At 72.5% G+C, this 21,313-nt stretch carries 22 protein-coding genes; 14 read left to right on the top strand and 8 right to left on the bottom strand.

Annotated features, from left to right (window positions below; genetic code table 11):
- Positions 1 to 59 precede the first annotated feature (59 nt).
- From IEY70_RS20910 to IEY70_RS05655, 5 genes are all read left to right on the top strand, one after another.
- The gene (locus tag IEY70_RS20910; protein ID WP_229777668.1) at positions 60 to 527 is read left to right on the top strand and encodes a DUF6979 family protein; all 468 of its coding nucleotides are present in this window, start codon (positions 60 to 62) and stop codon (positions 525 to 527) included.
- Positions 524 to 1,057 (top strand): 2'-5' RNA ligase family protein, encoded by a 534-nt coding sequence (locus IEY70_RS05670; RefSeq protein WP_189064037.1) that lies wholly within the window; start codon positions 524 to 526, stop codon positions 1,055 to 1,057. The genes IEY70_RS20910 and IEY70_RS05670 overlap by 4 nt, the downstream gene beginning before the upstream one ends.
- A gap of 10 nt (positions 1,058 to 1,067) precedes the next feature.
- The gene (locus IEY70_RS05665) at positions 1,068 to 1,691 is read left to right on the top strand and encodes an NUDIX hydrolase (RefSeq protein WP_189064036.1); all 624 of its coding nucleotides are present in this window, start codon (positions 1,068 to 1,070) and stop codon (positions 1,689 to 1,691) included.
- 81 nt (positions 1,692 to 1,772) lie between these two features.
- Positions 1,773 to 2,225 carry an SRPBCC domain-containing protein gene (locus IEY70_RS05660; protein ID WP_189064035.1) on the top strand — a complete coding sequence of 151 codons (453 nt, stop codon included), beginning with the start codon at positions 1,773 to 1,775 and terminating at the stop codon, positions 2,223 to 2,225.
- A 71-nt stretch (positions 2,226 to 2,296) separates the two neighbouring features.
- On the top strand, positions 2,297 to 2,929 hold the full coding sequence (locus IEY70_RS05655) for an SDR family NAD(P)-dependent oxidoreductase (RefSeq protein ID WP_189064034.1): 633 nt from the start codon (positions 2,297 to 2,299) through the stop codon (positions 2,927 to 2,929).
- Positions 2,930 to 3,204: 275 nt separating this feature from the next.
- Here the strand turns inward: IEY70_RS05655 and IEY70_RS05650 are convergent, their stop codons facing one another.
- The 7 genes from IEY70_RS05650 to ruvX all read right to left on the bottom strand — a co-directional run bounded on the left by IEY70_RS05650 (position 3,205) and on the right by ruvX (position 12,302).
- Positions 3,205 to 4,797 (bottom strand): sensor domain-containing diguanylate cyclase, encoded by a 1,593-nt coding sequence (locus IEY70_RS05650; protein ID WP_189064033.1) that lies wholly within the window; start codon positions 4,795 to 4,797, stop codon positions 3,205 to 3,207.
- A gap of 276 nt (positions 4,798 to 5,073) precedes the next feature.
- On the bottom strand, positions 5,074 to 6,744 hold the full coding sequence (locus IEY70_RS05645) for an adenine deaminase C-terminal domain-containing protein (protein WP_189064032.1): 1,671 nt from the start codon (positions 6,742 to 6,744) through the stop codon (positions 5,074 to 5,076).
- Between the two features lie 52 nt (positions 6,745 to 6,796).
- Positions 6,797 to 7,669, bottom strand: coding sequence for a hypothetical protein (locus tag IEY70_RS05640; protein ID WP_189064031.1), 873 nt, complete (start codon positions 7,667 to 7,669; stop codon positions 6,797 to 6,799).
- A 36-nt stretch (positions 7,670 to 7,705) separates the two neighbouring features.
- Positions 7,706 to 8,719 carry a C39 family peptidase gene (locus IEY70_RS05635; protein ID WP_373290750.1) on the bottom strand — a complete coding sequence of 338 codons (1,014 nt, stop codon included), beginning with the start codon at positions 8,717 to 8,719 and terminating at the stop codon, positions 7,706 to 7,708.
- Positions 8,720 to 8,855: 136 nt separating this feature from the next.
- Positions 8,856 to 9,863, bottom strand: coding sequence for an alpha/beta hydrolase (locus tag IEY70_RS05630; protein ID WP_189064029.1), 1,008 nt, complete (start codon positions 9,861 to 9,863; stop codon positions 8,856 to 8,858).
- 136 nt (positions 9,864 to 9,999) lie between these two features.
- Positions 10,000 to 11,703 carry a long-chain fatty acid--CoA ligase gene (locus tag IEY70_RS05625; protein WP_189064028.1) on the bottom strand — a complete coding sequence of 568 codons (1,704 nt, stop codon included), beginning with the start codon at positions 11,701 to 11,703 and terminating at the stop codon, positions 10,000 to 10,002.
- Positions 11,704 to 11,864: 161 nt separating this feature from the next.
- Positions 11,865 to 12,302 (bottom strand): Holliday junction resolvase RuvX, encoded by a 438-nt coding sequence (gene ruvX, locus IEY70_RS05620; protein WP_373290749.1) that lies wholly within the window; start codon positions 12,300 to 12,302, stop codon positions 11,865 to 11,867.
- Between the two features lie 46 nt (positions 12,303 to 12,348).
- On the opposite strand from ruvX, the gene IEY70_RS05615 reads away from it, so the two are divergent.
- Positions 12,349 to 13,137 (top strand): enoyl-CoA hydratase-related protein, encoded by a 789-nt coding sequence (locus IEY70_RS05615; RefSeq protein WP_189064026.1) that lies wholly within the window; start codon positions 12,349 to 12,351, stop codon positions 13,135 to 13,137.
- A gap of 244 nt (positions 13,138 to 13,381) precedes the next feature.
- Here the strand turns inward: IEY70_RS05615 and IEY70_RS05610 are convergent, their stop codons facing one another.
- Positions 13,382 to 13,975 carry a hypothetical protein gene (locus tag IEY70_RS05610; protein WP_189064025.1) on the bottom strand — a complete coding sequence of 198 codons (594 nt, stop codon included), beginning with the start codon at positions 13,973 to 13,975 and terminating at the stop codon, positions 13,382 to 13,384.
- A 130-nt stretch (positions 13,976 to 14,105) separates the two neighbouring features.
- Between IEY70_RS05610 and IEY70_RS05605 the strand changes: the two genes are divergently transcribed.
- The 8 genes from IEY70_RS05605 (at position 14,106) to IEY70_RS05570 (ending at position 21,288) form a co-directional block, all read left to right on the top strand.
- The gene (locus tag IEY70_RS05605; RefSeq protein WP_189064024.1) at positions 14,106 to 15,293 is read left to right on the top strand and encodes an XdhC family protein; all 1,188 of its coding nucleotides are present in this window, start codon (positions 14,106 to 14,108) and stop codon (positions 15,291 to 15,293) included.
- A gap of 92 nt (positions 15,294 to 15,385) precedes the next feature.
- Entirely contained in the window at positions 15,386 to 15,913 is a 528-nt protein-coding gene (rraA, locus tag IEY70_RS05600; RefSeq protein WP_189064023.1) for a ribonuclease E activity regulator RraA, read from the top strand.
- Positions 15,914 to 15,954: 41 nt separating this feature from the next.
- Positions 15,955 to 16,344: a YbaN family protein gene (locus IEY70_RS05595; protein ID WP_189064022.1), complete on the top strand. Its 390-nt coding sequence runs from the start codon at positions 15,955 to 15,957 to the stop codon at positions 16,342 to 16,344.
- Positions 16,341 to 17,306 (top strand): alpha/beta fold hydrolase, encoded by a 966-nt coding sequence (locus IEY70_RS05590; RefSeq protein WP_189064021.1) that lies wholly within the window; start codon positions 16,341 to 16,343, stop codon positions 17,304 to 17,306. Before IEY70_RS05595 ends, IEY70_RS05590 begins: the two co-directional genes overlap by 4 nt.
- Positions 17,307 to 17,315: 9 nt before the next feature.
- A complete protein-coding gene (locus IEY70_RS05585; RefSeq protein ID WP_189064020.1) occupies positions 17,316 to 18,329 on the top strand; it encodes a 4Fe-4S binding protein in 1,014 nt (337 codons plus the stop codon).
- A 156-nt stretch (positions 18,330 to 18,485) separates the two neighbouring features.
- Positions 18,486 to 19,943: a D-alanyl-D-alanine carboxypeptidase/D-alanyl-D-alanine-endopeptidase gene (locus IEY70_RS05580; RefSeq protein WP_189064019.1), complete on the top strand. Its 1,458-nt coding sequence runs from the start codon at positions 18,486 to 18,488 to the stop codon at positions 19,941 to 19,943.
- Positions 19,944 to 20,028: 85 nt separating this feature from the next.
- Positions 20,029 to 20,628 carry an RdgB/HAM1 family non-canonical purine NTP pyrophosphatase gene (rdgB, locus tag IEY70_RS05575; RefSeq protein ID WP_189064134.1) on the top strand — a complete coding sequence of 200 codons (600 nt, stop codon included), beginning with the start codon at positions 20,029 to 20,031 and terminating at the stop codon, positions 20,626 to 20,628.
- A gap of 96 nt (positions 20,629 to 20,724) precedes the next feature.
- Positions 20,725 to 21,288: a hypothetical protein gene (locus IEY70_RS05570; protein ID WP_189064018.1), complete on the top strand. Its 564-nt coding sequence runs from the start codon at positions 20,725 to 20,727 to the stop codon at positions 21,286 to 21,288.
- Positions 21,289 to 21,313: the final 25 nt, after the last annotated feature.

Genomic DNA, 21,313 nt, shown 5'->3' with positions numbered 1-21,313 from the left:
GCCGACCCACCCCCGGCGCGTCCGGGCCGCCCGGACGCCCGTGGGGTGTACGCTGGGGCATGACGACCGGGAAAAAAGGCGTTCCACAGGCTGAAAAACGTCAGGTCGGAACGGTGTACGAGCAGCTGACTGACCGGGCGCTGGACGGCACGCGGCAGGGGCTGACCCCCCGCGACGCCTGGGCCGCCGCGCAGCGTCTGGTGGAGGGAACGCCCAGTACCCTGAACAAGGGCTGTCCCCGCTCCACGTTCGTCTCGCTGGCCGAGCACGGGTACGTGCGGGGCGTGCCTGCGAAGGCCGACGCTCGCCCCCTGACCCTGAACGCCCGTCATGCCCTGCACGCCTGGAAGGTCGCTCAGGCCGACCCCAGCCTCCTGAACCGCAAGCGGGCGTGGTGGGCCGCGACCCGCGCGCACTCCGGTACTGACCGGGAGAATCACGCGGGCATCCTGGACGTCCTGCACGTACTGATGGCGCGCGACGCCCTGACCGACCCACCCGTCCCGATCATCCCAACTGCCCCGTGAGCCCGTCGCACCTGCTGGCGCTGCGGCCCCCACCGGACATCGAGGCCCAGGTCGTGGCGTTCCGCGAGGCCCACGGTGTGCGCGACGCGGCGGCGGTCCCGCACGTCACCGTGAAGGCCCGCAGTGGCCTGGACGACCATCTGTGCTGGCTGGCACTGGTCCCGGCGGTCGCGGCGGCGACCCCGCCCGTCCCGGTCGAACTGATCGCGCCGCGCGTGTTCCCGAACGGCAGCGCCCTGCACCTGCCCGCCCGCAGCCCCGGCGCCGTGCAGCTGCACCTCGACCTGCTGGACGCCCTGCGGCCCACCCGGCGCTTCGGGTACGAGGGACCGCACATGACCCCGCACCTCACGCTGGCCCTCGGGCGGCGGGACGTGAATCTGGATGCCCTACTGGACGCCGCGCGGCTGGCGTTCCCGCAGCCCCTGACGTTCACCGCCACGGACCTCGTCTGGATGCGCAAACCCGGCCCCGGCGGGGCCTACCAGCCCGTCGAAGGGTGGACGCTGGGCAGTACGCCCGACCCGTAGAGTGGCGGGCATGCCGACCCTCGCGCAGCTCCGGGAACTTCAGGCCATCGCCCAGGAGGGCCTCACGTACTCCCGTGATCCGTTCGACCTGACCCGCTTCGCGCGCCTGCGGGACCTGACCGCCGAACTGCTGGCCGAGCAGACCGGTCAGAGCCCCGCCACCGTGACCGGGCTGCTGCGCGCAGAGGAGGGGTACCTGACGCCAAAGGTGGACGTGCGGGCCGTCGTGCTGAACGCGGCGGGCGAGGTCCTGCTGACCCGCGAACGCAGCGACGGTGCGTGGAGCCTTCCCGGCGGCTGGGCCGACCCCGGCGAGAGTCCCACCCAGATCGCCGTGCGCGAGGTCTTCGAGGAGACCGGGCGCACCGTGCGTGCCGTGCGGCTGCTGGCCGTGATGGACAAGGCGCAGCACCCGCACCCGCCGGACCTGTGGGCGGTGTACAAACTGTTCGTGCAGTGCGACCTGACCGGCGCGGGCGTAGCGGCGCACGCGGAGAACCTGGAGACGCTGGACAGCGCCTTCTTCCCCGTGGATGCCCTGCCGCCCCTGAGCCTGCCGCGTAACCTGCCGGGTCAGGTGCGGCGCGTGGTGGCGCTGGCCCGCGACCCGCACAGCACAGTTCACTGCGATTGAAGCTGATGCCGGTTCACCTGAGCTGAGCCGCATGGTCCGTCCCGGTACAGCGGGGCTGCGCTGACCGGTAGACTCGCTCTCATGCCCCGTGTCGCCCGGACCGAGATCACCGTGCAGGCCCCCCTGGAGCGGGTCTTCGACCTGCTGGTGGACTTCAGTGCCTACGGCAGCTGGAATCCGTTCGTGGTGGAGGTCACGGGAGCCAGCCGCGCCGCCGAGGGCGTGCGGATGCGCTTCAAGTTGCCCTGGCGTGGGGGCCGGTTCATGTATTCCGATGAGCTGGTCACGCGCGTGCAGCCCCCGGCGGGCGGCGCGGCGCTGGTCGCGTGGCGGTACGACAGCCCCCTGGCCCGCTGGGGCCTGCTGCGGTCGGAGCGGGTGCAGACCCTCCGGCAGCTGCCGAACGGCGGCGCGGCCTACGCCACCGAGGAAGTCTTTCACGGTCCGGCGGCGTCGCTGGTGCCCATGCGGTGGGTGCAGGCGGGGTTCGAGGCGCAGGCGCGGGCCTTGCGGGATCACCTGTCGCCCAGCTGAAGGATGGCTGCCGGGCTGGTTCGGTGTTCCAGCTGACGGTCCCGCCGTCCGGGGCGGCGCCTACTACCTGCATGAACACCCTGATTCTGGGCGCGACGGGCGGGATCGGCGCGGCGACAGCGCGGGCCTTTGCGGCCGCAGGTCACACGCTGACCCTTTCCGGGCGTAATGAGGCCGTCCTGACGGCGCTGGCTGCCGAACTGGGCGCGGCCCACCGCGCGGCGGACGTGGGCTACGAGAGTCACGTCCGGGCGCTGCTGGAGGGTGTGTCGCCGCTGGATACGCTGGTGTACGCGGCGGGCGCGGCCCTGCCCGAACCGCTCAAGGATGCCGATCCCACGCACGTGCGGGCGGTGTGGAACGCCAATTACTTCGGGGCGTTGTGGGTGCTCAAGCACGGGCTGGGGCACCTGAACGCGGGCGGGCGCGTGTACCTGATCGGCGCGCGGCCGGAACTGGTGACCGCGCGGGGCTTCAGTCAGTACGCGGCCAGCAAGGCCGCCCTGGCCCGCGCGGCCGAGGTGGCGCGGCTGGAGCACCGGGGTGTCGGGATCACGCTGGTCCTGCCGCCCGCCGTGGACACGGGCCTGTGGGCGCAGGTGGGCCGCGTGCCGAAAGGCGCCGTCACGCCGGACGTGGTGGCCCAGGCCATCGCCGCCGACCGCGCCGGTCCCGCGCAACCCGAACTGACGATCGGCCTATAAGGCTGACTCCGAATTGAATGGGCTGCAAAGGCCATTCAATCGGAGTCCGTATGAGCAATGGTGCGGACAGGTTCATGACTTCAGGGCAGACCAGCGATGAACACGCAGTGGTTACCCCTCCCCCTTGAGGGGGGAGGCTGGGAGGGGGTGAGCAGGAATGGCGTTACAGAAGACGCTTTCCATGCTGTTCCCCTCTGGCGCCCGAACAGTGTCCGCACCATTGATCAGGCTGGCGCCGGGTAGCTGTTTTCAGGGTGCGTGCCCGCTGCCTTCCGTCACCTGAACAGTGTGGGCATGGTGACCTCACCCTCGACCCACACGCGGCCCTTCTCGCGGCGTTTGCCCCGGATCAGGGCCGTGTCGGCGCGGCTGATCAGCTGGGCGCTGCTCTCGGCGCGGGGTTCGGTGGTGTGGGTGGTGCGGGTGCCCGTGTCATGGAAGGCGAGTCCGGCCGTGGAGGCCAGTTCGTGTGAGACGCCGTCCACGATGATGGGGCGCCGGGCGATGGCGTCCAGCACGCCCTCGACGCGCAGGCGCACTTCCTCGCGGGAGTTCGCCTGGATCAGCAGCGCGAACTCGTCGCCGCCCAGGCGGCCCAGCGTGTCCCCGACGCGCAGCGCGGCCAGCATGCGCGCACCCACCGCGTGCAGCACCTCGTCCCCGGCGTGGTGGCCGAAGGTGTCGTTCACCTGCTTGAAGCCGTCCAGGTCGAACATGGCGACGCCCAGCGCCGCGCCGTGTGGCGGGTCGCGCAGCGTCTCGTTCAGCTGCGCCATGAAACTCGCGCGGTTGGGCAGGCCGGTCAGGTAATCGGTGGTCGCCTGCCGTTGCAGTTCGGCCAGGGGGCGCGTGGCGCGCAGCACGATCGGCCACGCCAGCAGGCTGCCGCCCAGGCTGACCAGCAGCACGAACAGCAGCGGGCTGCGCGACCCGTTCAGTCCAGCTGTGAAGTCGGTGGTGGGCGCGTACACGCCGACCATCCAGTTCACGCCGGGCTGCACCTCGACGGGCCGCAGGACGGCCGCGAACTGCTGCCCGTTCACCTCGTACCAGTGGGGGCCCTCGTGCGTGACGGGCAGGCCACGGTCGTCCAGCAGGGCGCGCAGGGCGGGGTCCGCGACTTCCGAGAGCAGCGGCACGCCGATGCCGGGCTCGCCGGGCCACGCGCGGGACGTGGCGATGGCGTGCCCGCCGGCGTCCGTGATGAACGCGCGGCCGTTCGCGCTGATCTGCACGCCGGTCAGGAAGTCCGCGAGTTGCCGCAGTTGCACGTCCGCGCCGATCACCAGCGACCCGCCGGGCGTGCCCAGCGACGACGCGACCGTCACGCCCGGCTGCCCGGACGACGCGAAGATGTACGGTTCGGTCCACACGACCGCGCCCGGCTTCTGCTGCGCCAGCGTGAACCAGGGGCGGGTGCGGGGGTCGTAGTCGTTGGGTTCGCTGGACTGACTGGTCAGCGTGCCGGTCTGGTTGTACGTGCTGGTCAGCACGCGCCGTTCCGGGCGGACCTCGATCACGCGGGTGAAGCGTTCGGTGTTGTCGGGACCGTCCCGGCGCGCGAACGTGAACCGCCCGTCCGCGTGTCCGACCAGCACGCCGTTCAGTTGCGGCACGCTGTCCAGCAGTGCCTGGAAGTTCATGAGTTGTCCGCTGGGGTCGTCGGCGCTGATCAGGCCGCTGGCCATGTTCGCGCGGTTGACCTGCACGATCTGCGCGGCGCTCTGCAGGTAACTGCGGACGTTGTCGGACGTGACCCGCACCAGTTGCTCCAGCGAGGATTGCGCCTGTGTCTTCAGGGCCTGCTCGGAGTTCTGCCGGTCACTCCAGAGTGCCACGAGCAGCGTGAGGGCCTGCGTGACGATCAATGCCGACAGCAGCCACCCGCGCGACCACGAGAAGGCCTTCAGGGCCTGCGTGGGCGTCAGCGAACGGGACTCTGGGACCTGTGGTGACGATTGAGAAATGGGAAAAACCTCACGGTAGTCTAACGGCTGCCGGGCCTGGGGGGTATCCCCTCACCGGGTGCAGTTCGGGCGGCGGCGCGGCGGCAGGTGTGGCCGCGCCTGGACGGCGTTCAGCGCCGGTCGGTTCGGGTGCCGGTCCGTTCAGGAGCCGGTGCGTTCAGGTGCCGGTCGGCGGGTTCAGGGCAGGTACGCCCAGGCATTCACGTCCAGCAGGCCGCGCGGCGTGAGTTTCAGCGCCGGAATCACGGTCAGGCCCAGGAAACTCAGGGTCGTGACCGGGTACGGCAGGCGGCAGCCCAGCGCCCGGCACGCCGCCGTGACTTGACCCAGGCGCGCGGCCGCCTCTGCGGGGGGCAGGCTGGTCATCAGGCCCGCGAACGGCAGCGGCAGACTGGCCCGCACCTCGCCGCCCGACACGACCACCACGCCGCCACCCATCGCCTCCAGCGCCCGCCCGGCGGCCCGCACGTCCGCGTCCGTGCCGCCCAGGAACGCCGCGTGGTGCGCGTCGTGCAGCACGCTGATGCCCAGCGTCCCCCCCTCCATGCCGGTGCCGGAGGTCAGGCACGCCGACCACTCGCCGCGCCCGTAGCGGTCCGCGACGACCAGCCGCGCGTCCCCGCTGCCCGGCTCGCCCACACCGGTCGTGATCTGCGACGCGCTGACCTGCATGACCGGCCAGTGCGCCGGCACGTCAAACGTCGCCGCGTCCCACCCGGCCCCCAGGTTCACGCCCCCACCCGGCAGCGGCGGCGTGACCGTCCCGGCCCGCGCCTCCTGCCCACCCACGAAGGTCTCCAGCACCCCGAAGTCCGACAGGTCCCGCAGCAGCACGAAATCCGCGTGGTACCCCGGCGCGACCAGCCCGAAGTCGTGCAGCCCCCAGTACTCGGCCGGGTTGCAGGTCACCAGCGCCACCGCGTCCGCCGGGTGCAGGCCGCCCGCCACGCAGGTGCGCAGCAGCCGGTCCAGGTGCCCCAGTTCCAGCAGTTCGTCCACGCTCACGTCGTCACTGACCAGCATGGCCCGCCGGGGCCGTTCCAGCAGCACCGGCAGCAGCGCCTCCAGGTTCCGCGCCGCCGAGCCCTCACGGACCATCAGCCACAGGCCCGCCCGCAGGCGCTCGCGGGCCTCGTCGGGCGTGGTCGCCTCGTGATCCGAGTGCAGTCCCGCCGCCGCGTACCCCATCAGGTCCCGCCCCGTCACGCCCGACGCGTGCCCGTCCAGCCGCAGGCCCGCCGCGCGCCCCGCGCCCAGCACGTCCCACACGCTCCCGTCACCGCCCAGCACGCCGGGGTAGTTCATCATCTCGGCCAGACCCAGCACGCCCGGCACGCGCAGCATCCGCGCGGTGGCGGCCGCGTCCACGACCGCGCCGCCCGCCTCGAACGGACTGGCCGGCACGCACGACGGCGCTGACCCCCACACCCGCAACCCCGACGAATGGCCCGCCTCCAGCATCCACTCCAGGCCACCGGCCCCCAGCACGTTCACCAGTTCGTGCGGTTCGGCCACCACGCCCGTCGTGCCGCGCCCCAGCACCGCGCCCGCAAAGCCCGCCGGGGTCAGCAGACTCGACTCGATGTGCACGTGAGCGTCGATGAAGCCCGGCGCGAGGAACGCCCCGCGCGCCTCAACGACCCGCGCAGCCTGAAACCCGGACCCGAGCGCCGCGATCCGCCCGTCCGCGACGAGCACGTCCGCCGCGAACACCTCGCGCGTGGCGGGCTGCACCACCTGCGCGCCCCGCACCAGCAGGTCGCCGGGTTCCTCACCGCGCGCCACCCGCACCAGACGGCGGCGATCCACCACATTCACTTCAGACACACCCGTAGACACACCAGACATGACGCAGTGTAGGGGAGAGGCCCGCCCCGCACCCAGCGCCTGCCCAGACGCGCTACTCCGGACCCGGCCCGCTGCCCGGCCCGCCCGGCGGCGGCCCCTTGAACGACCGCAGCAGCGCCCCGCGTTCCTCCAGGGCCTGCCGGAACAACGCCTGCTGGTACGCCCGCGCGTCGTTCACGGCCTTCCCGGGCTTGCGCGGCTGCCCCGGCACCTGACCCGGCACCAGCCCGGGCAGGGGCGAACGTTTCGGCGTGGGCGCCAGCCCCCCGAACCGCCGCGCGCGGAACATCCCCGGATGCTCCTCGAACACCGCCGTCACCCCATCCGGCAGGGCCGCAAGGTGCGAGGCGAACACCTGCTCCTGCGCCAGTTCCGCGTGCGCCGCGCCCGGCCCCAGCTCGGTCAGCAACCGGTCGATCAGCGCGAACACCAGCGCCGCGTACGCCTCCACCTCGGCGCGCGTGGGCAGCGCACCCCGGTGAATCACGCGGTTGCGGAAGTCCGTGCCCAGGCCCCGCGCCGTCAGGAAATCCGGCTCGCGGCCCTCGCGCAGCAGGTACGCCAGCGCGAACATCCCCAGCTGCCGCTCGGACTGACTCGCCACGTGCCGCCACGTGCCCTCCAGCCCCGACAGCGCCGCGCCGAACTCCTGCTCGGCGTTCGCGGCGCGCTCCAGCGTGAACGCCCACACGTAGAACTCGAAGAACCGCTCCAGTGCCGCCGCGAAACTCGCGACCGCCTCGCGCGCGTAGCCATCCATCAGCGCCCGCGTACCCAGATCGAACAGCACCTCGAACCGCTGCTTACGCAGGAACACGCAGTACCGCGCCCCGCAGTGCGCGCAGGTCAGGTCATGCACGGAACTGTCCGTGAACTCCGCGCGATTCTCACGGGCGCACGCCGGGCAGACGGTCGGGAACTCCATACCCGCGAGTCTACCCGCGCGCCCCCCGTGCAGCGCTCAGGGCAGGCGCGTGCCGGGGGGGGCGATCACGTAGCTCAGGCCGCCGCTGTGGGTCAGCCAGAGTTTCTCGAAGGCCGCGCGGGGGTACGTGCGGCGCACGCCCGCGTCGGTGGGCGCGGCCGGGTCGTTCAGGACCGGGTTGCCCCCCGCGTCGAAGCCGGTCAGGACCATCAGGTGCCCGCTGCTGCTGGGAATGGCCGCGCCCGGCAGTTCCCCGACCTTCCAGCCGAGGCTGACCGCCAGCGGAATTCCGGCTGCCGTGAACCGCTCGGCCTGCGCGAGGCTGGGCAGGCGCGTGACGAAGGCCCGCATGCCCTGCGTGGCGGCATACGCGGTATTGAACGGCCAGTTGCCGGTGCCGTCGTACACGCGGTCGAAGGTGCCGCGCGCGGCGTCCGGGACGGTCACGGTGCGGCCCCAGTGGGCCATGATCATGCTGACGCTGGTGGGGCTGCACCAGACCTCGCCGCCGTCCGGGTAGAGCATCTGCGAGCGCATGGGCACGCGCACCTCGCGGCCCCACGCGGCCCGGTTGCCGGGCGTGCCCAGGCCCGCCGCGCGCCGCGCCCGGTCCGAGGCGTTGAAGGCCAGCAGGGTCACGCGGGTCCCCGCGCCGCGCAGGGTCACGCGGTACTGGAAGGCCGTCGCCTTCGCGTTCAGGCGCAGCGTGTCGGTCAGGACCTGCCCGGCGGCGTCCTTCTGCCCGTCCAGACTGGCCCGCTCGGGGCCGCTGCTCCAGCTGCCGAAACTGAACCACCGGGACCACCTCCCGCCGGTCAGTTCCGTCCGGACCTCCACGCTCACGCTGCCGCCCGCCGGGGTCACGGCGTTCCACGACGGCACCAGTTCATCGAAGGCCGCCGCCCTGAGCGTGCCGGAGGTCAGCGTGCCGCTCGCCGCGCCCGCGTTCAGACTCAGGCCGCCCGCGCCTGCGGTCACGCCGCTGGCCTGCGCGCCCGCCCAGTCGTCGGGCTGCTCATGAAGGATGGTCGTGCTGTTCGGGTAGGTCATCGTGACGGCTCCAGCGCCGCCCGCACCCGAGAGGCCCAGGACAGCTGAAAGGACGAGCAGAGGAAGTCGCATGTGTGCCCCGAACTATGCCGCGCCGCGCCGCCGGGGGGATGAGGAGTGCCCGGCCCGCGCGCCCTTACGCGCCGCCTTGCAGGTACAGGAACGCCTCGGGCAGCGCCTCGCGCCACGTGACCCAGTTGTGCCCGCTGGGGTACTCGCGGTACTGGTGGTCCAGGCCCAGGTCCGCGAACAGGCCCGCCATGCGGCGGTTCGGGCCGGTCAGCCATTCCAGCGTGCCGGTATCCAGGCTGGTCGTCAGGTGCGTGGGGGGAGTGTCACGCAGTTGCTCCAGCAGCCACTCCCCGGCGGTGGTGGTGTCGATCACGCCGTCACGGGTCGCGCCGGGCCGCGCGATGAACGCCCCGCTGTGCGCCGCCACCCGGCTGAACAGCTCCGGGTGCCGGGCGCCCAGGAACAGGCTGATCAGCCCGCCCAGACTCGCGCCCCACAGGCCCCGCACGGACGCCTGCACCAGCGGCCCCTCCACGCGCGGCATCACCTCCTCCGTCAGGAAGTCCAGGTAGCGGGGGTTCAGGTAGTACTCCCCGTTCCGGTCGCCCGGCTCCACGAACACCAGGGCCGCGCCCTCTGTCAATCCGGCCTGCACCGCGCGGTCCATCACGTCGCCCAGCTTCCCGGTGCGGTAGAACGCCACGCCGTCCTGCACGTAGTACACCGGCAGCGCGCCCCCCGTGTACCCGTGCGGCGTGTACACGATCGCCCGGCGCGTGCCGGGGAATACCGTGCCCTCCCAGGTCAGGCGGTGCGCTGTGCCCTTCAGGGTCGCGTCCGGCGCCTGCCATAGCGGGTGCCGCGCGTACTCGCCCACCACTGCCGCGCGCGGATACGGCCACCACGGATTCAGGGACTTCTGCGCGTTGTCCGGGTCCGCGAATGCCTCGCCGGCCGCGTCCACCCACGCGTACTCCACCCACGCCCCACGCGGCAACCGCAGGCGCAGCGGCCCGCCATCCACCACCGGCAGCGGCGCGCGCTTGCGCCAGTCCGTCATGTCCCCGATCAGGCCCACGGCACCCGCCGGAGGCGAGAACGTCACCCACTGCCCATCCACCGAAACAGCCATGCCCGCAAGTGTACGGGAGCGGTGCGCGGGACGCCGTGCGCGGGCCGCAGTCAGGGAAACTGGTCAGGGAGATGGGAGGCGGGAAGCGGTCAGTCGTTCACCGCTTCCCGCCTCCCGCGCCCTGCTTGCTTCCCGCTTACTCGCTGCGGTCGGGGCTGGCGGGCGGCACGAGGCCGGGATTGCTGCTGTACCCGCGGTACTGGTCGCGCAGTTCACGTTTCAGGATCTTGCCGGTCGCGCCGATGGGCAGCTGGTCGGTGACGACGGTCGCGTCGGGCAGCCACCACTTGGCGAATCTGGGCGCGATGAATTCGGTCAGTTCGTCGTGCGTGACGCTCTGGCCGGGGCGGGTGGTCACGATCGCCAGGGGCCGCTCGTCCCACTTGGGGTCGTCCATGGCGATCACGGCGCACATGGCGACGGCCGGGTGGGCCATGATGGCGTTTTCCAGGTCGACGCTGCCGATCCATTCGCCGCCGCTCTTGATCAGGTCCTTGGCGCGGTCCTGAATGTGCATGTAGCCGCGTTCGTCCAGCGTGGCGATGTCGCCCGTGTCGAACCAGAGTTGCCCGTCGAGGTCGAAGAAGTTCTTCTGACCCTCGCCCTTGAAGTAGCTGTTCGCCACCCAGGGGCCGCGCGTGATCAGGCGGCCCATGGTCTTCCCGTCGTGCGGGAGGCGGTTGCCGTCATCGTCCAGGATTTCCAGTTCGATCAGGGGCACGGTGCGGCCCTGCTTGGCGCGCAGGGCGAAGCCCTCGTCGCTGGTGGGGTCCACGCCGGTCGGGACGGCGCTGGCGGTGCCCAGCGGGTGCGTCTCGGTCATGCCCCAGGCCTGCAGCAGGCTCAGGTGGTGGCGGTCCGAGAAGGCGCGGATCATGCTTTCGGGCGCGGCGCTGCCGCCCACGATCATGCGTTCCACGCGGCTCAGGTCGTAGGGTTCCCCGTCGGCGGCGGCGCGGTCCAGTTCGCCCAGCAGGCCCATCCAGATGGTGGGCACGCCCGCCGTGATCGTCACCTGCTCGTCCCGCAGGAGGCTGGCGACGCTGCGGCCGTCCGCGAACACCCCGGCGAACACCTGCTTGGCGCCGTACATGGCGCAGGTGTACGGCAGCCCCCAGGCGTTCACGTGGAACATGGGCACGATGGGCAGTACGCTGTCGGCCTCACCGACGTTCAGGGCGTCCTTGGGGGCGCTGACCATCGAGTGCAGCAGCGTGGAGCGGTGCGTGTACACCACGCCCTTGGGGTTACCGGTGGTGCCGCTGGTGTAACACATGGCGGCCGCGTCGGTCTCCTGAATCTGCGGGTAGCGGGCCAGGGGGGCGCTGTCCGCCACGAACGTGTCGTAGTCGGCCACGCCGGGCAGCGGGATGGGCTGCGGCGTGGGCCCCAGCACGAACACATGTTCCAGTTTCGGGCAGGCGGCCTTCAGGGCGGGGATCATCGCGGCGAACACGTTCTCGATCAGCAGCACGCGGTCCTCGGCGTGGTTCAGGATCCAGGCGATCTGCTCGGGGTGCAGGCGGATGTTCACGGTGTGCAGCACCAGCCCGGCGCTGGGCACGCCCAGGTACGCCTCCAGGTGCCGGAACGAGTTCACGGCCAGCGTCGCCACCCGGTCACCCGGTTGCAGGCCCAGGCCCAGCAGCCCGGCCGCGAGGCGCAGCGAGCGGTCCGCGACCTGCCCGTACGTGGTGCGGTGCTTGTGCGCCACCGGGTTGCCCTGCTCGTCCCGTCCGGCGACCAGCAGGCTGACGACCTCGCGGGCGGCGTACTGCGTGCGGATGCGTTCGAGAATGGTCGGTACGGTCAGTTGAACGTCCATCATGTTGCCCTGCATTGAAACCTCCGTGGGTGCCCTGCGCTGCGGGCCACGGGCGGCCCGGCAGGTGCACCTGATCCTTTGAATACCGCGATTATACGGGCGTGGCCGGATTGTTCTGTACCCGGACCAGCGTCAGTGCGTTTCTGCGTGAGGCACACCCCACCCCCGGCCCGCGTTCAGGAGCGGCCCAGCAGGTACAGTTCCAGGATCTGCACGGCGGCCGCCTCGTCCTCGTCGGCGGCACCCAGGTCACGGGCGCGGCGGGTCGTGAACCGCTCGTCCTGGTAGGCGATCACGTAGCCTTTCTCGGTCAGGATCTTCCCGAAGGCCCGCACGCGATCGGCGGCCGGGCTGTGCGCGCCGTCGGTGCGCAGCGGCAACCCCAGCAGCAGCAGGGTCGCGCCGGTCTCGGCGACCTTCAGGCGCACGGCCTTCAGGTCCAGCGGCAACCGCTTGCGGTCCACGCTGCCCCGCCCGAACGCCAGCGTGCCCGCGTTCACCGCGAACCCGATGCGGTTCTTGCTGACATCCAGCGCCAGGATCACGGGCCGCCCGGCCGCATTCGGGGTGCCGGTCTGATCGGCGTTCAGGGAGTCTGGGTGGGGGTCGCTCACGCGGGCGAGTGTACCGCGCGCCCCGGCAGGCGGTACCCTGACGGGCATGACCCAAACGAGCGTTATTGCCACGCACACCCGCGCGGGCGTACGGACCCTGACCCTGAACCGCCCGGACCGCCTGAACGCCGCCAACGACGAGCTGCTGCTCGCCCTGACCGCCGAACTGCGCGCCGCCGACACCGACAGCGCCGTGCGCGTCGTCGTGATCACCGGGGCCGGGCGCGGCTTCTGCGCCGGGCAGGACCTCGGGGACGTGTCCGGGCGCGGCATGACCTTCACCGAGCACCTGAACGCCACGTACAACCCCCTGATCCGCACCATCCGCAGCCTGGGCAAACCCGTGATCACCGCCGTGAACGGCGTGGCCGCCGGGGCCGGGGCGAGCCTCGCGCTCAGCGGTGACATCCGCCTGTGGGCGCAGTCCGCCAGCCTGATCGAGGTGTTCAGCAACATCGCCCTCGTCCCGGACTCCGGCAGCACGTGGTTCCTGCCGCGCCTCGTGGGTTACCACCGCGCCTTCGAGATGATGGCCCTCGCCGACCGCGTCCGGGCCGACGACGCCCTGCGCCTGGGCCTGTGCGAACAGGTCTTCCCGGACGACACCTTCGCGCAGGACGTGCAGGCCTACGCCGAACGCCTCGCTGCGCGCCCCGCCAACGCCCTGAACCTCACCAAGCAGGCCCTGAACGCCGCCATGACCGGCACCCTCGACCAGGCCCTCGACGAGGAAGCCCGCCTGCAACAACTCGCCGGTGACCACTGGGAACACGAGGAAGGCGTGAGCGCCTTCAAGGAAAAACGCCCCGCACAGTTCGTACGGGACGTGAAGTAATACGAACTCCGATTGAATGGCTTATAAAGCCGTTCAATCCGAGCGGATGCGAGAAGGAGAGAAACGGATTCCGGACGTGGAGTTGGCAACCCGGCGCCCTTCCGGGTTGTCAACGAAACAAACGGAATCCGTATAACTGGATCAGTAGGCAGGGCAGAGGCGGGTGGCCTTGACGCGGGTCGGTTCGGCGCGCAGACGCTGTTGACCATCAGCCATCAGCCATCAGCCATCAACCATCAGCCGTTCACTTGTCCAGCGGGTCGGGGTTGCGGCTGGCGGCCTTGCCTTCCTCGATCATGTTGTCGTGGCGGGCCATCTGGTCGCGGGCGGCCTCGTTGCCCATGCTGGCGGTCTGGTCGCCCAGGGGCAGGTTCTCGTCGCTGTGCTGCACGGTCGGGTCGGGCGTGGTGGGGACGGTGGCGGGCGTGTCGGTGTCTTTGGTCATGCGGACCTCCGGGGTCGGGTGGGGAACGGCGGCGGGAACGGTCGGTTCGGTCCGGGGGGCGGGCGCGTTTGCAGGCGTGGCCGCGCTGACCAGTCCGGTGTCGGTGGCCGGGCCGGGCATGTCCTGTTCGGGGTCGGCGCCGAGTTCGGTGATCAGGCGTTCGCGGGCGCGGATTTCTTCCTCGACGCGGCGGATGTCCTCGCGCACGCCGCCCAGGACCTCCACGTCGGCCCCGGCGTGGTACGCGCGGCCCAGGCGGGCGTACAGGCCGTCGAGTTCCCGCGACAGCTGAAAGACTTCCATGCGCAGGCGCGTGGCGTGCGCGACTTCCTCGCCCCGGCGCTGCACCCGCTCGGCGCCTCGTTTGACGGTATTCAGGATGTTGTCCAGCATGCCCCCAGTGTGCCGCACGCGCGGGTGCGGGCGCGTGAGGGGCCGCCCAGGAAACCTTGGGGCAACCGCGCCGGGGGGCAGGGAAGGGGGCCACCTTGCGCCAACCCTGGCGGCGCTACAGTGAGCGGCAATGAATGCTGCTGAGACCCGCGCCCTGCTGGGCGCCCTGCGTGACGCCCTGGGCCGGGGGCAACAGGCGGCCATTGCGACCGTCGTGGGCGTGCACGGCAGCGCGTACCGCCGCGAGGGCACGCGCATGCTGGTCCTGGATGACGGCGCGCAGGTGTGCATGCTGTCCGGCGGCTGCCTGGAGGCCGAGGTGGTCGAGGTGGCCCTTGAGGTCATCCGCACGGGCGTGCCGACCGTCACGCACTACGACCTGTCCGAGGACGCCACCTGGGGCCTGGGCATCGGCTGCGGCGGCAGCGTGGACGTGCGCGTGGAACGCGTGGACGCCCACGACCCGGTCACGGGCGCGTGGCTCTCGGCGCTGGAGGCGGGCCGCGCGGCGGCGCTGATCGTGCCGCTGCGCGGCGAGGGCCGCGTGCTGGTCCTGCCCGGCGGAGAGTTGCCCGGTGGCGAGTTGCCCGGTGGCGAGTTGCCCGGTGGCGAGAGTTCCGGCGCTGAGGTCCTGGGCACCCTGAGCAGCGACCTGCACGCTCCGGCGGTGGCGGCGGCGCTGGAACGCCTGGGCAGCCGCGAACCGCGCGCCGCGACCCTGACCCTGCCAGGAGCGGACGGCGCGGAGGGTACGCCGGTCTTCATCGACCTGAGCAGCCCGCCGCCGCAACTGGTGCTGTACGGCGCCGGGCACGACGCCATGCCGCTCTCGGCGCAGGCGCACGCGCTGGGCTACGACGTGCACGTGATCGACCCGCGCGGCGCGTACCTGACGCCCGGCCGCTTTCCCGGCGCGACCCTGCACGACCTGAGCCCCGAGGACCTCGCGGCGTTCACGCCGTTGCCACGCGCGCACCTGATCGTCATGAACCACCACGTGGACCGGGACCGGGTCTGTCTGCGGCACGCGCTGGAGTCCGGCGCGGAGTACGTGGGCGTCCTGGGTCCCCGCAGCCGCGCGCTGGACCTGCTCGCCACGCTGGAAGGCGAGGGTGTGACGTTCACGGACGCGCAACTCGCGCGCCTGCGTTCGCCCATCGGCCTGCGCCTGGGGGCCGAGGCGCCCGAGGAGGTCGCGCTGAGCATCCTGGCGGAACTGATGGCGTGGCGGCGCGGGTACGACGGATCGTTCCTGAGCGGGCACGCGGGCCGCATCCACCACGCGCCCACCCACCCGGCCGCCCCGCACCCCGCCTGATCCTTCCGTGTGCCGGGCGTCCCTGGGCGGGTTGCAGGGGCGTTCCCGCGCGGGTACCGGCCGCGCACGCCGCGCGCCTGCTTGACTGGGGCATGACCCACACCCCGGAGTTGACGCCGACCGACCTGCCGCTGGCCGACCTGCCCACCACCGACCTGAGCGACCTGTACCCGGACGCCCCGGTGTTCGCGCCCGTGTTCCGCGAGTTCGGGGGCCGCCCGCGCTTCACGGGGCGGGCCGTCACGCTGCGCGTTCACGAGAACAACCCGCTGGTGCGCGAGCTGCTGGGCACGCCGGGCGAGGGCCGCGTGCTGGTCGTGGACGGCGGCGGCAGCCTGAACTGCGCGCTGCTGGGCGGGCAACTGGGCGAACTGGCCGAGCAGGGGGGCTGGGCGGGCGTGATCGTGAACGGCTGCGTGCGCGACACCGCTGAGTTGCAGGGCCTGAACGTCGGCATTCGCGCGCTGGCCGTGCACCCACGCCGCAGCGGCAAGGTGGCTGCCGGTGAACGCGACGTGCCCGTCACCTTCGCCGGGGTGACCGTGAACCCCGGCGACCTGATCAGCGCCGACGAGGACGGCATCCTGATCCTGCCGCCGCACGCGCACGACCCCGCCTGAACCCCGGCACGCACGCCGGGACAGGCGCTACTCTGGCAGGCATGACCCGCCCGCCCTCCCGCTTCCGTGTGCTGTGGGTGGCGCTGGGGTTCGTGCTGTGCGGCCTGGGCGTGCTGGGCCTGATCCTGCCGGGCTTTCCGGGGACCGTGTGGTTCATCCTGGCGGCCGCCGCCTTCTCGCGCGGCGATCCGCGCTGGGAGGCGTGGCTGCTGTCCCGCCCGGTCGTGGGTGACCTGATCCGCGATTACCGCGCGGGTCTGGGCATGCCGCTGCGCGCCAAGTGGATCGCGTGCGCGTGCATCGTGCTGGCCGTGGCGTTCAGTCTGGGCCGCATTCCCGTGCTGGTCGGGCAGGTCGTGTGGGTGCTGATCGGACTGGCCGGGGTGCTGTTCATCACGCTGCGCGTTCCCACCCGGCGGAACATGCCGTGACGCGCGCCCGCTGGCCGTGGGCGGCGCTGCCGCTGCTGGCGCTGGGCGTGGCGGTCACGTCCCGGCACGCCCGGCACCTGCCGCGCCGCATCCCGCCGCCCGGCCCGGTCCTGCCGCTCCCGGACGGCCCCACCCACACGCTGCTGAGCGGCCCCCCTGGCGCGCCGCCCCTGCTGCTGATCCACGGCAGCGACGGCGTCACCCTGGACTGGCCGCTGTGCCCGCTGTGGCCGCTGCTGGACGGCGCGTACCTGATCGCCCCGGACCGCCCGGGCCACGGGTACACGCCCGCGCGGCCCGGCACGCCCGTCACGCTGGAGTTGAACGTGCGCCGCCTGACGCAGCTGCTCGACCACCTGAACGTCCCGCAGGTGACGGTGCTGGGGCACTCGTACGGCGCGGCGGTCGCGCTGGCCCTGGCCGCCCGGCACCCCGAGCGGGTGTCGGCGCTGGTGCTGATCGCGCCGCTGTCGCACCCGGCGCGCGGCCTGACCCGCCCGCTGGCGTTCGTGCCGCTCGTGCCGGGTCTGGAGGCGCTGCTGACCCGCGCGCTGCTGCTGCCGGTCGGGCGGGTCGTGGCGCGCATCGAGGGCCGCCGCGCCTTCCACCCGCACCCGGTCCCGCCGATGTGGCACACGCTGATGCTGGCCTTCTCGCGCCGCCGCGCGCAGGTCCACGCTCTGGCCGGCGAGAACCGCACCCTGGGCCGGGAACTCGCGGCCCTGCAAGCCCACTACCCGGCGCTGACGGTGCCGGTCACGGTGCTGGCGGGCCGGCAGGACCGGCTGTCGCCGCCCACGCAGCACGCCGACCGCCTGACGCCCCTGCTGCCGGACGCCACGCAGCTCGACCTGCCCGGCGGCGGCCACCAGCTGCACTGGACCCACCCGCACGAGGTGGCGGACGCCGTGCGCGCCGCACTTGGCGTGGCCTCACGGGCTTCCGGGCCGCCGGACGCGTAGACTCCGCTCATGCTGCAAGGTGTTCTGGCCCGCCTGGATGACTCCGGGAATCACGTTCCGCGGTTCACGCCGCCCCGCTGCCTGCTGGACCGGCAGGCGGTCGGCGGGTGCGACGCCTGTCACGCCACCTGCCCGCACGAGGCCATCAACGTCGGCATGGTCGGGGCCAGCATCCAGATCGACGCGGACCTGTGCACCGGCTGCGGCCTGTGCGTGCAGGTCTGCCCGACCGGCGCGCTGGAGTACAACCTGCTGCCGTCCCTCCAGAGCGTGAAGGACCAGCAGTCCCAGCCGGGCACCCCGGCGCAGGACGCCAGCCTGACCTGCTCGCAGAGCGGCGCGGGCGGCCCCAGCCTGCCCTGCCTGGGCCGCGTGACCCCGGCGCTGCTGTCGGCAGCCGGCGCGTGGAACACCCCCCTGACCCTGATTCACGGGGCGTGCGACACCTGCGCGCTCGGCGCGCCCGACGTGCCTGCGCGCCTGGAGCGTGTGCTGGAGGAAACGCAGCGGCTTCGCGCCCCGACCGGCCGCGCCGCGCAGGTCACGGTCCGTGCGGTCACGCCGGAAGACGCTGGCCGCGCCCTGAAAGTCTCGCGGCGCGGCGCGTTCGGCGCGGTGTTCCGCGCGGCCGGGCAGCAGGTCGCGCAGAGCCTCCCGGAAAGCCCGCTGCCGTTCGTGGACTGGAGCGTGCCCGAGGACCGCACCCCGCAGGAATGGCAGTGGCGTGCCCGCACCCTGAAACCCGCCCCGCCCGAGGGGGTCGGCCTGCACTGGCCCGCCCCGCTGGTCGACGACACCTGCATCGACTGTCCTGTCTGCGCGAACGTGTGCCCCACCGACGCCATCACCCGCGACCTGCAACCCGACGGGGGCGTGCGCCTGCTGCTGAACCTCCCGGCCTGCACGGGCTGCATGGCCTGCCTGCGCTCCTGCCCGCCCCAGGCGATTCACGAGCAGACGGCGTGGCTGCCTGCGGCCTTCCAGGCGCCGATCCTGCTGCGCGAGAGTGACAGCGTGATGTGACCCGGCCCTGATCTCATACGGACTCCGAGTGAATGGGCTGCACAGACCGCTGGGTCCGAGCGGAGGCGAGTAGGAAGCAGAACGGAATCCGTATCAGGCCGCGCCGCCGGGCCGGTGTGTGCGTTCGTTCCGGCTGGTACCGGTATCCTGCGGGGGATGCGCCGTCTTCTGCTGTGTTCGCTGCTCCTGCTGCCAGGGGGCGCGGCCGTGGCTCCCACGCTGGCGGCGGCCCCGGCGGTCACCCAGGTGCCGGACGTGCCGGTCATTCACCTGACGCGCGAACCGGGCCTCAGCGCGGGCGTGCGGGCGGCGCTGGCGGACCTGCCGCGCGGCGTGCGGGTGGGCATCCTGCTGCGCGAGGTGAACGGCGGCCCGGTCCTGGAGGCGCAGGATCCGGACGGGGCGTTCATTCCGGCCAGCACGACCAAGCTGGTCACGGCCGCCGCCGTCCTGCACAGCGTGGGCGGCGCGGACGGCGCGTGGACGGCGCAGCTGACCGTCCCGGCCGCGCAGGTGGGCGCGCGGGGCGTGCAGGCGCGCGTGAAGGCCGTGACCCTGCGCGGCAGCGGCGACCCCACGCTCAGCCTGAAGGGCGGGTACAGTCTGCGTGCCCTGGCGCGGCAGGCGTACGCGCGTGGGCTGCGCGAGGTGGGCGAGGTCCGGCTGGACGAGACCCTGGACGCCGCGAGTTTCGCCTCGCTGATTGTCGGGGTGCCCATGACGGGACTGCGTCTGGACGGCTGGCATGACGACCCGCCGCTGAGTGCCCTGCAGGCCCGCGTGCGGCTGGGCGCGGCCCTGATTGCCGAACTGCGCCGCGCGGGCGTGCGGGTCGCGTCGGACGTGCCGGGGGGGGCCGCGCCGTTCACGCCGTACCTGCCGCCGGTCCCGCAGAACGCGGCGGGGGACCCCCCGGCCGAACCGGAGGCGTTCGTGCCGGTCGCCCGGCGGCCCGAGCAGGGCGTGGCGGTGGTGCGCAGCGAGTCGCCGCAGGTCGTGCTGGCGCGCACCCTGCGGCCCAGTGACAACCTGCTGGCCGAGGGTCTGCTGGCCACGCTGGCGCACCCGCCCGGCGGGAACGGCACCCTGAGCGGCGCGCTGGCCCGTGAGCGGGCGTTCCTGCGGCAGATCGGCGTGAACCTCGCGGGGCTGAAACTCGCCGACGGCAGCGGCCTGAGCCGCGAGTCCCGCCTGAGCCCCCGCGCGCTGGGCACCCTGCTGACCGTCATGCACGACCTGCCGTACCCCACGCCCGCCGCGCAGGACATCGCCCTGAAGGCCGCCCAGCCCGTGCGGCTGCTGCCCGGCGCGCTGTACCGCGACCGGGGCAACGCGTTCATCGAGGCGCTCCCGCAGGCCGGAACGGGCGAGGACGTTCCCGCCCAAGACGGGCGGGGCGGCACGCTGGCCCTGCGGATGCGCGGCCTGAACCTGGACGTGCGTGCCAAGACCGGCACGCTGCCCGGCGTGAGCGCCCTGGCGGGGTACGTGACGGGCCGCAGTGGCCGCACCCTGGCCTTCGCCATCCTGATGAACGGCCCCGAGGACACGCCCATCCTGACCCTGCGGGCCGTGCAGGACCGCGTGGTGCAGGCGATGGTGCAGGCTCACTGACGTTCCTGTCGGGATTTTCACGTGCCGCGCGGCCCTATCGTCTAGACTTGCGGGCGTGATGAGTGACGGGGCAGCAGGGGCAGGAATGACGGTGGTCGTGGCGACCGGTAACGCGGGCAAGGTCCGCGAGATTCAGGAGGCGCTGGGCGGGCTCGGCTGGACGCTGCGCGGCCTGGACGGGCTGCCGCTGCCCGACGAGACCGGCTCGACCTACGAGGAGAACGCCGCCCTGAAAGCCTGCGCCGCCGCGCACATGCTGAACCTCCCGGCCCTGGCCGACGACAGCGGCATCGAGATCGAGGCGCTCGGCGGTGAACCCGGCGTGTACAGCGCCCGCTACGGCAACGTGGGCAGCGACACGGAACGCAACGTCCTGATTCTCGAACGCCTGCGCGGGCAGAAGAACCGCCGCGCGAAATTCGTGTCCGTGATCATCCTCGCGTACCCGGACGGGCACCTCGAAACGTACCGGGGCGAACTGCCCGGCACGCTGCTGGAAGGCCCGCGCGGCGAGAACGGCTTCGGTTACGACCCGCTGTTCGTGCCGGACGGCGACACCCGCACCCTGGCCGAGATGACCGTCGCCGAGAAACGCGCCCTCAGCCACCGGGGGCAGGCGCTCGCGGCGCTGCGGGCCGCGCACCACGCCGGACTGCCGGAACGGGAAGTCAGCCAGCTCGGCTGACCTGCGTTCAGGGACCGCTGGGACAACAGCAGGGAAATCTTCACTCTGGGGGCCGCGCGGCAGTCGCTCGGCCCCCGGCCCCGTACGGTGGGCCGCATGAGTGACCGTCACAGCATCTACCGCAGCATCCTGATCGGCCTTGTCGGCGGCGCCGCCGGGACCCTCGCCATGGGCCAGTACTGGACCCGCGCCGCGCCGCTCGTCGAGGGTAGCAGTGACGGTGAGGGCAGCGACGGGGGCGGTAGCCAGAAGCCGAAACCCGATCAGCATTCCATCGCCCCGCTCGGGCAGGTGCACGAACCCGGTGAGAGCAGCACCGCCGCCCTGGGCCGCCTCGCCTACGAGGGTGTGGCCGGGCACGCGCCGGGCAAGCAGACCCGCGCGGCCCTCAGCGAGGCCGTCCACTGGGGTATAGGCGCCGTCAGTGGCGGCCTGTACGGCGCGCTCGCCGGGCGCGGCAACCCGGTCAAGGGCGCGGCGTTCGGCGTGGGCCTGTGGGCGCTGGTCGACGAGGGCCTCGTGCCGCTGCTGGGCCTTCAGGACGGCCCGGCCGGCAGTCCCGCGCGCGGGCACGCCAACCGCCTGGGCGCGCACGTCGCCTACGGCCTGGGCCTGAGCCTGACCGTCCTGCTCCTGGACGCCGTACTGCCCAGGGACTGAACGGCCGTCAGTCACGACGGACAGA

This window comes from Deinococcus seoulensis, from assembly GCF_014648115.1.
Taxonomy (GTDB): Bacteria; Deinococcota; Deinococci; order Deinococcales; family Deinococcaceae; genus Deinococcus; species Deinococcus seoulensis.
Note: the sequence above shows the minus strand (reverse complement) of the source record. Positions and strands in the feature narration are given on the sequence as shown.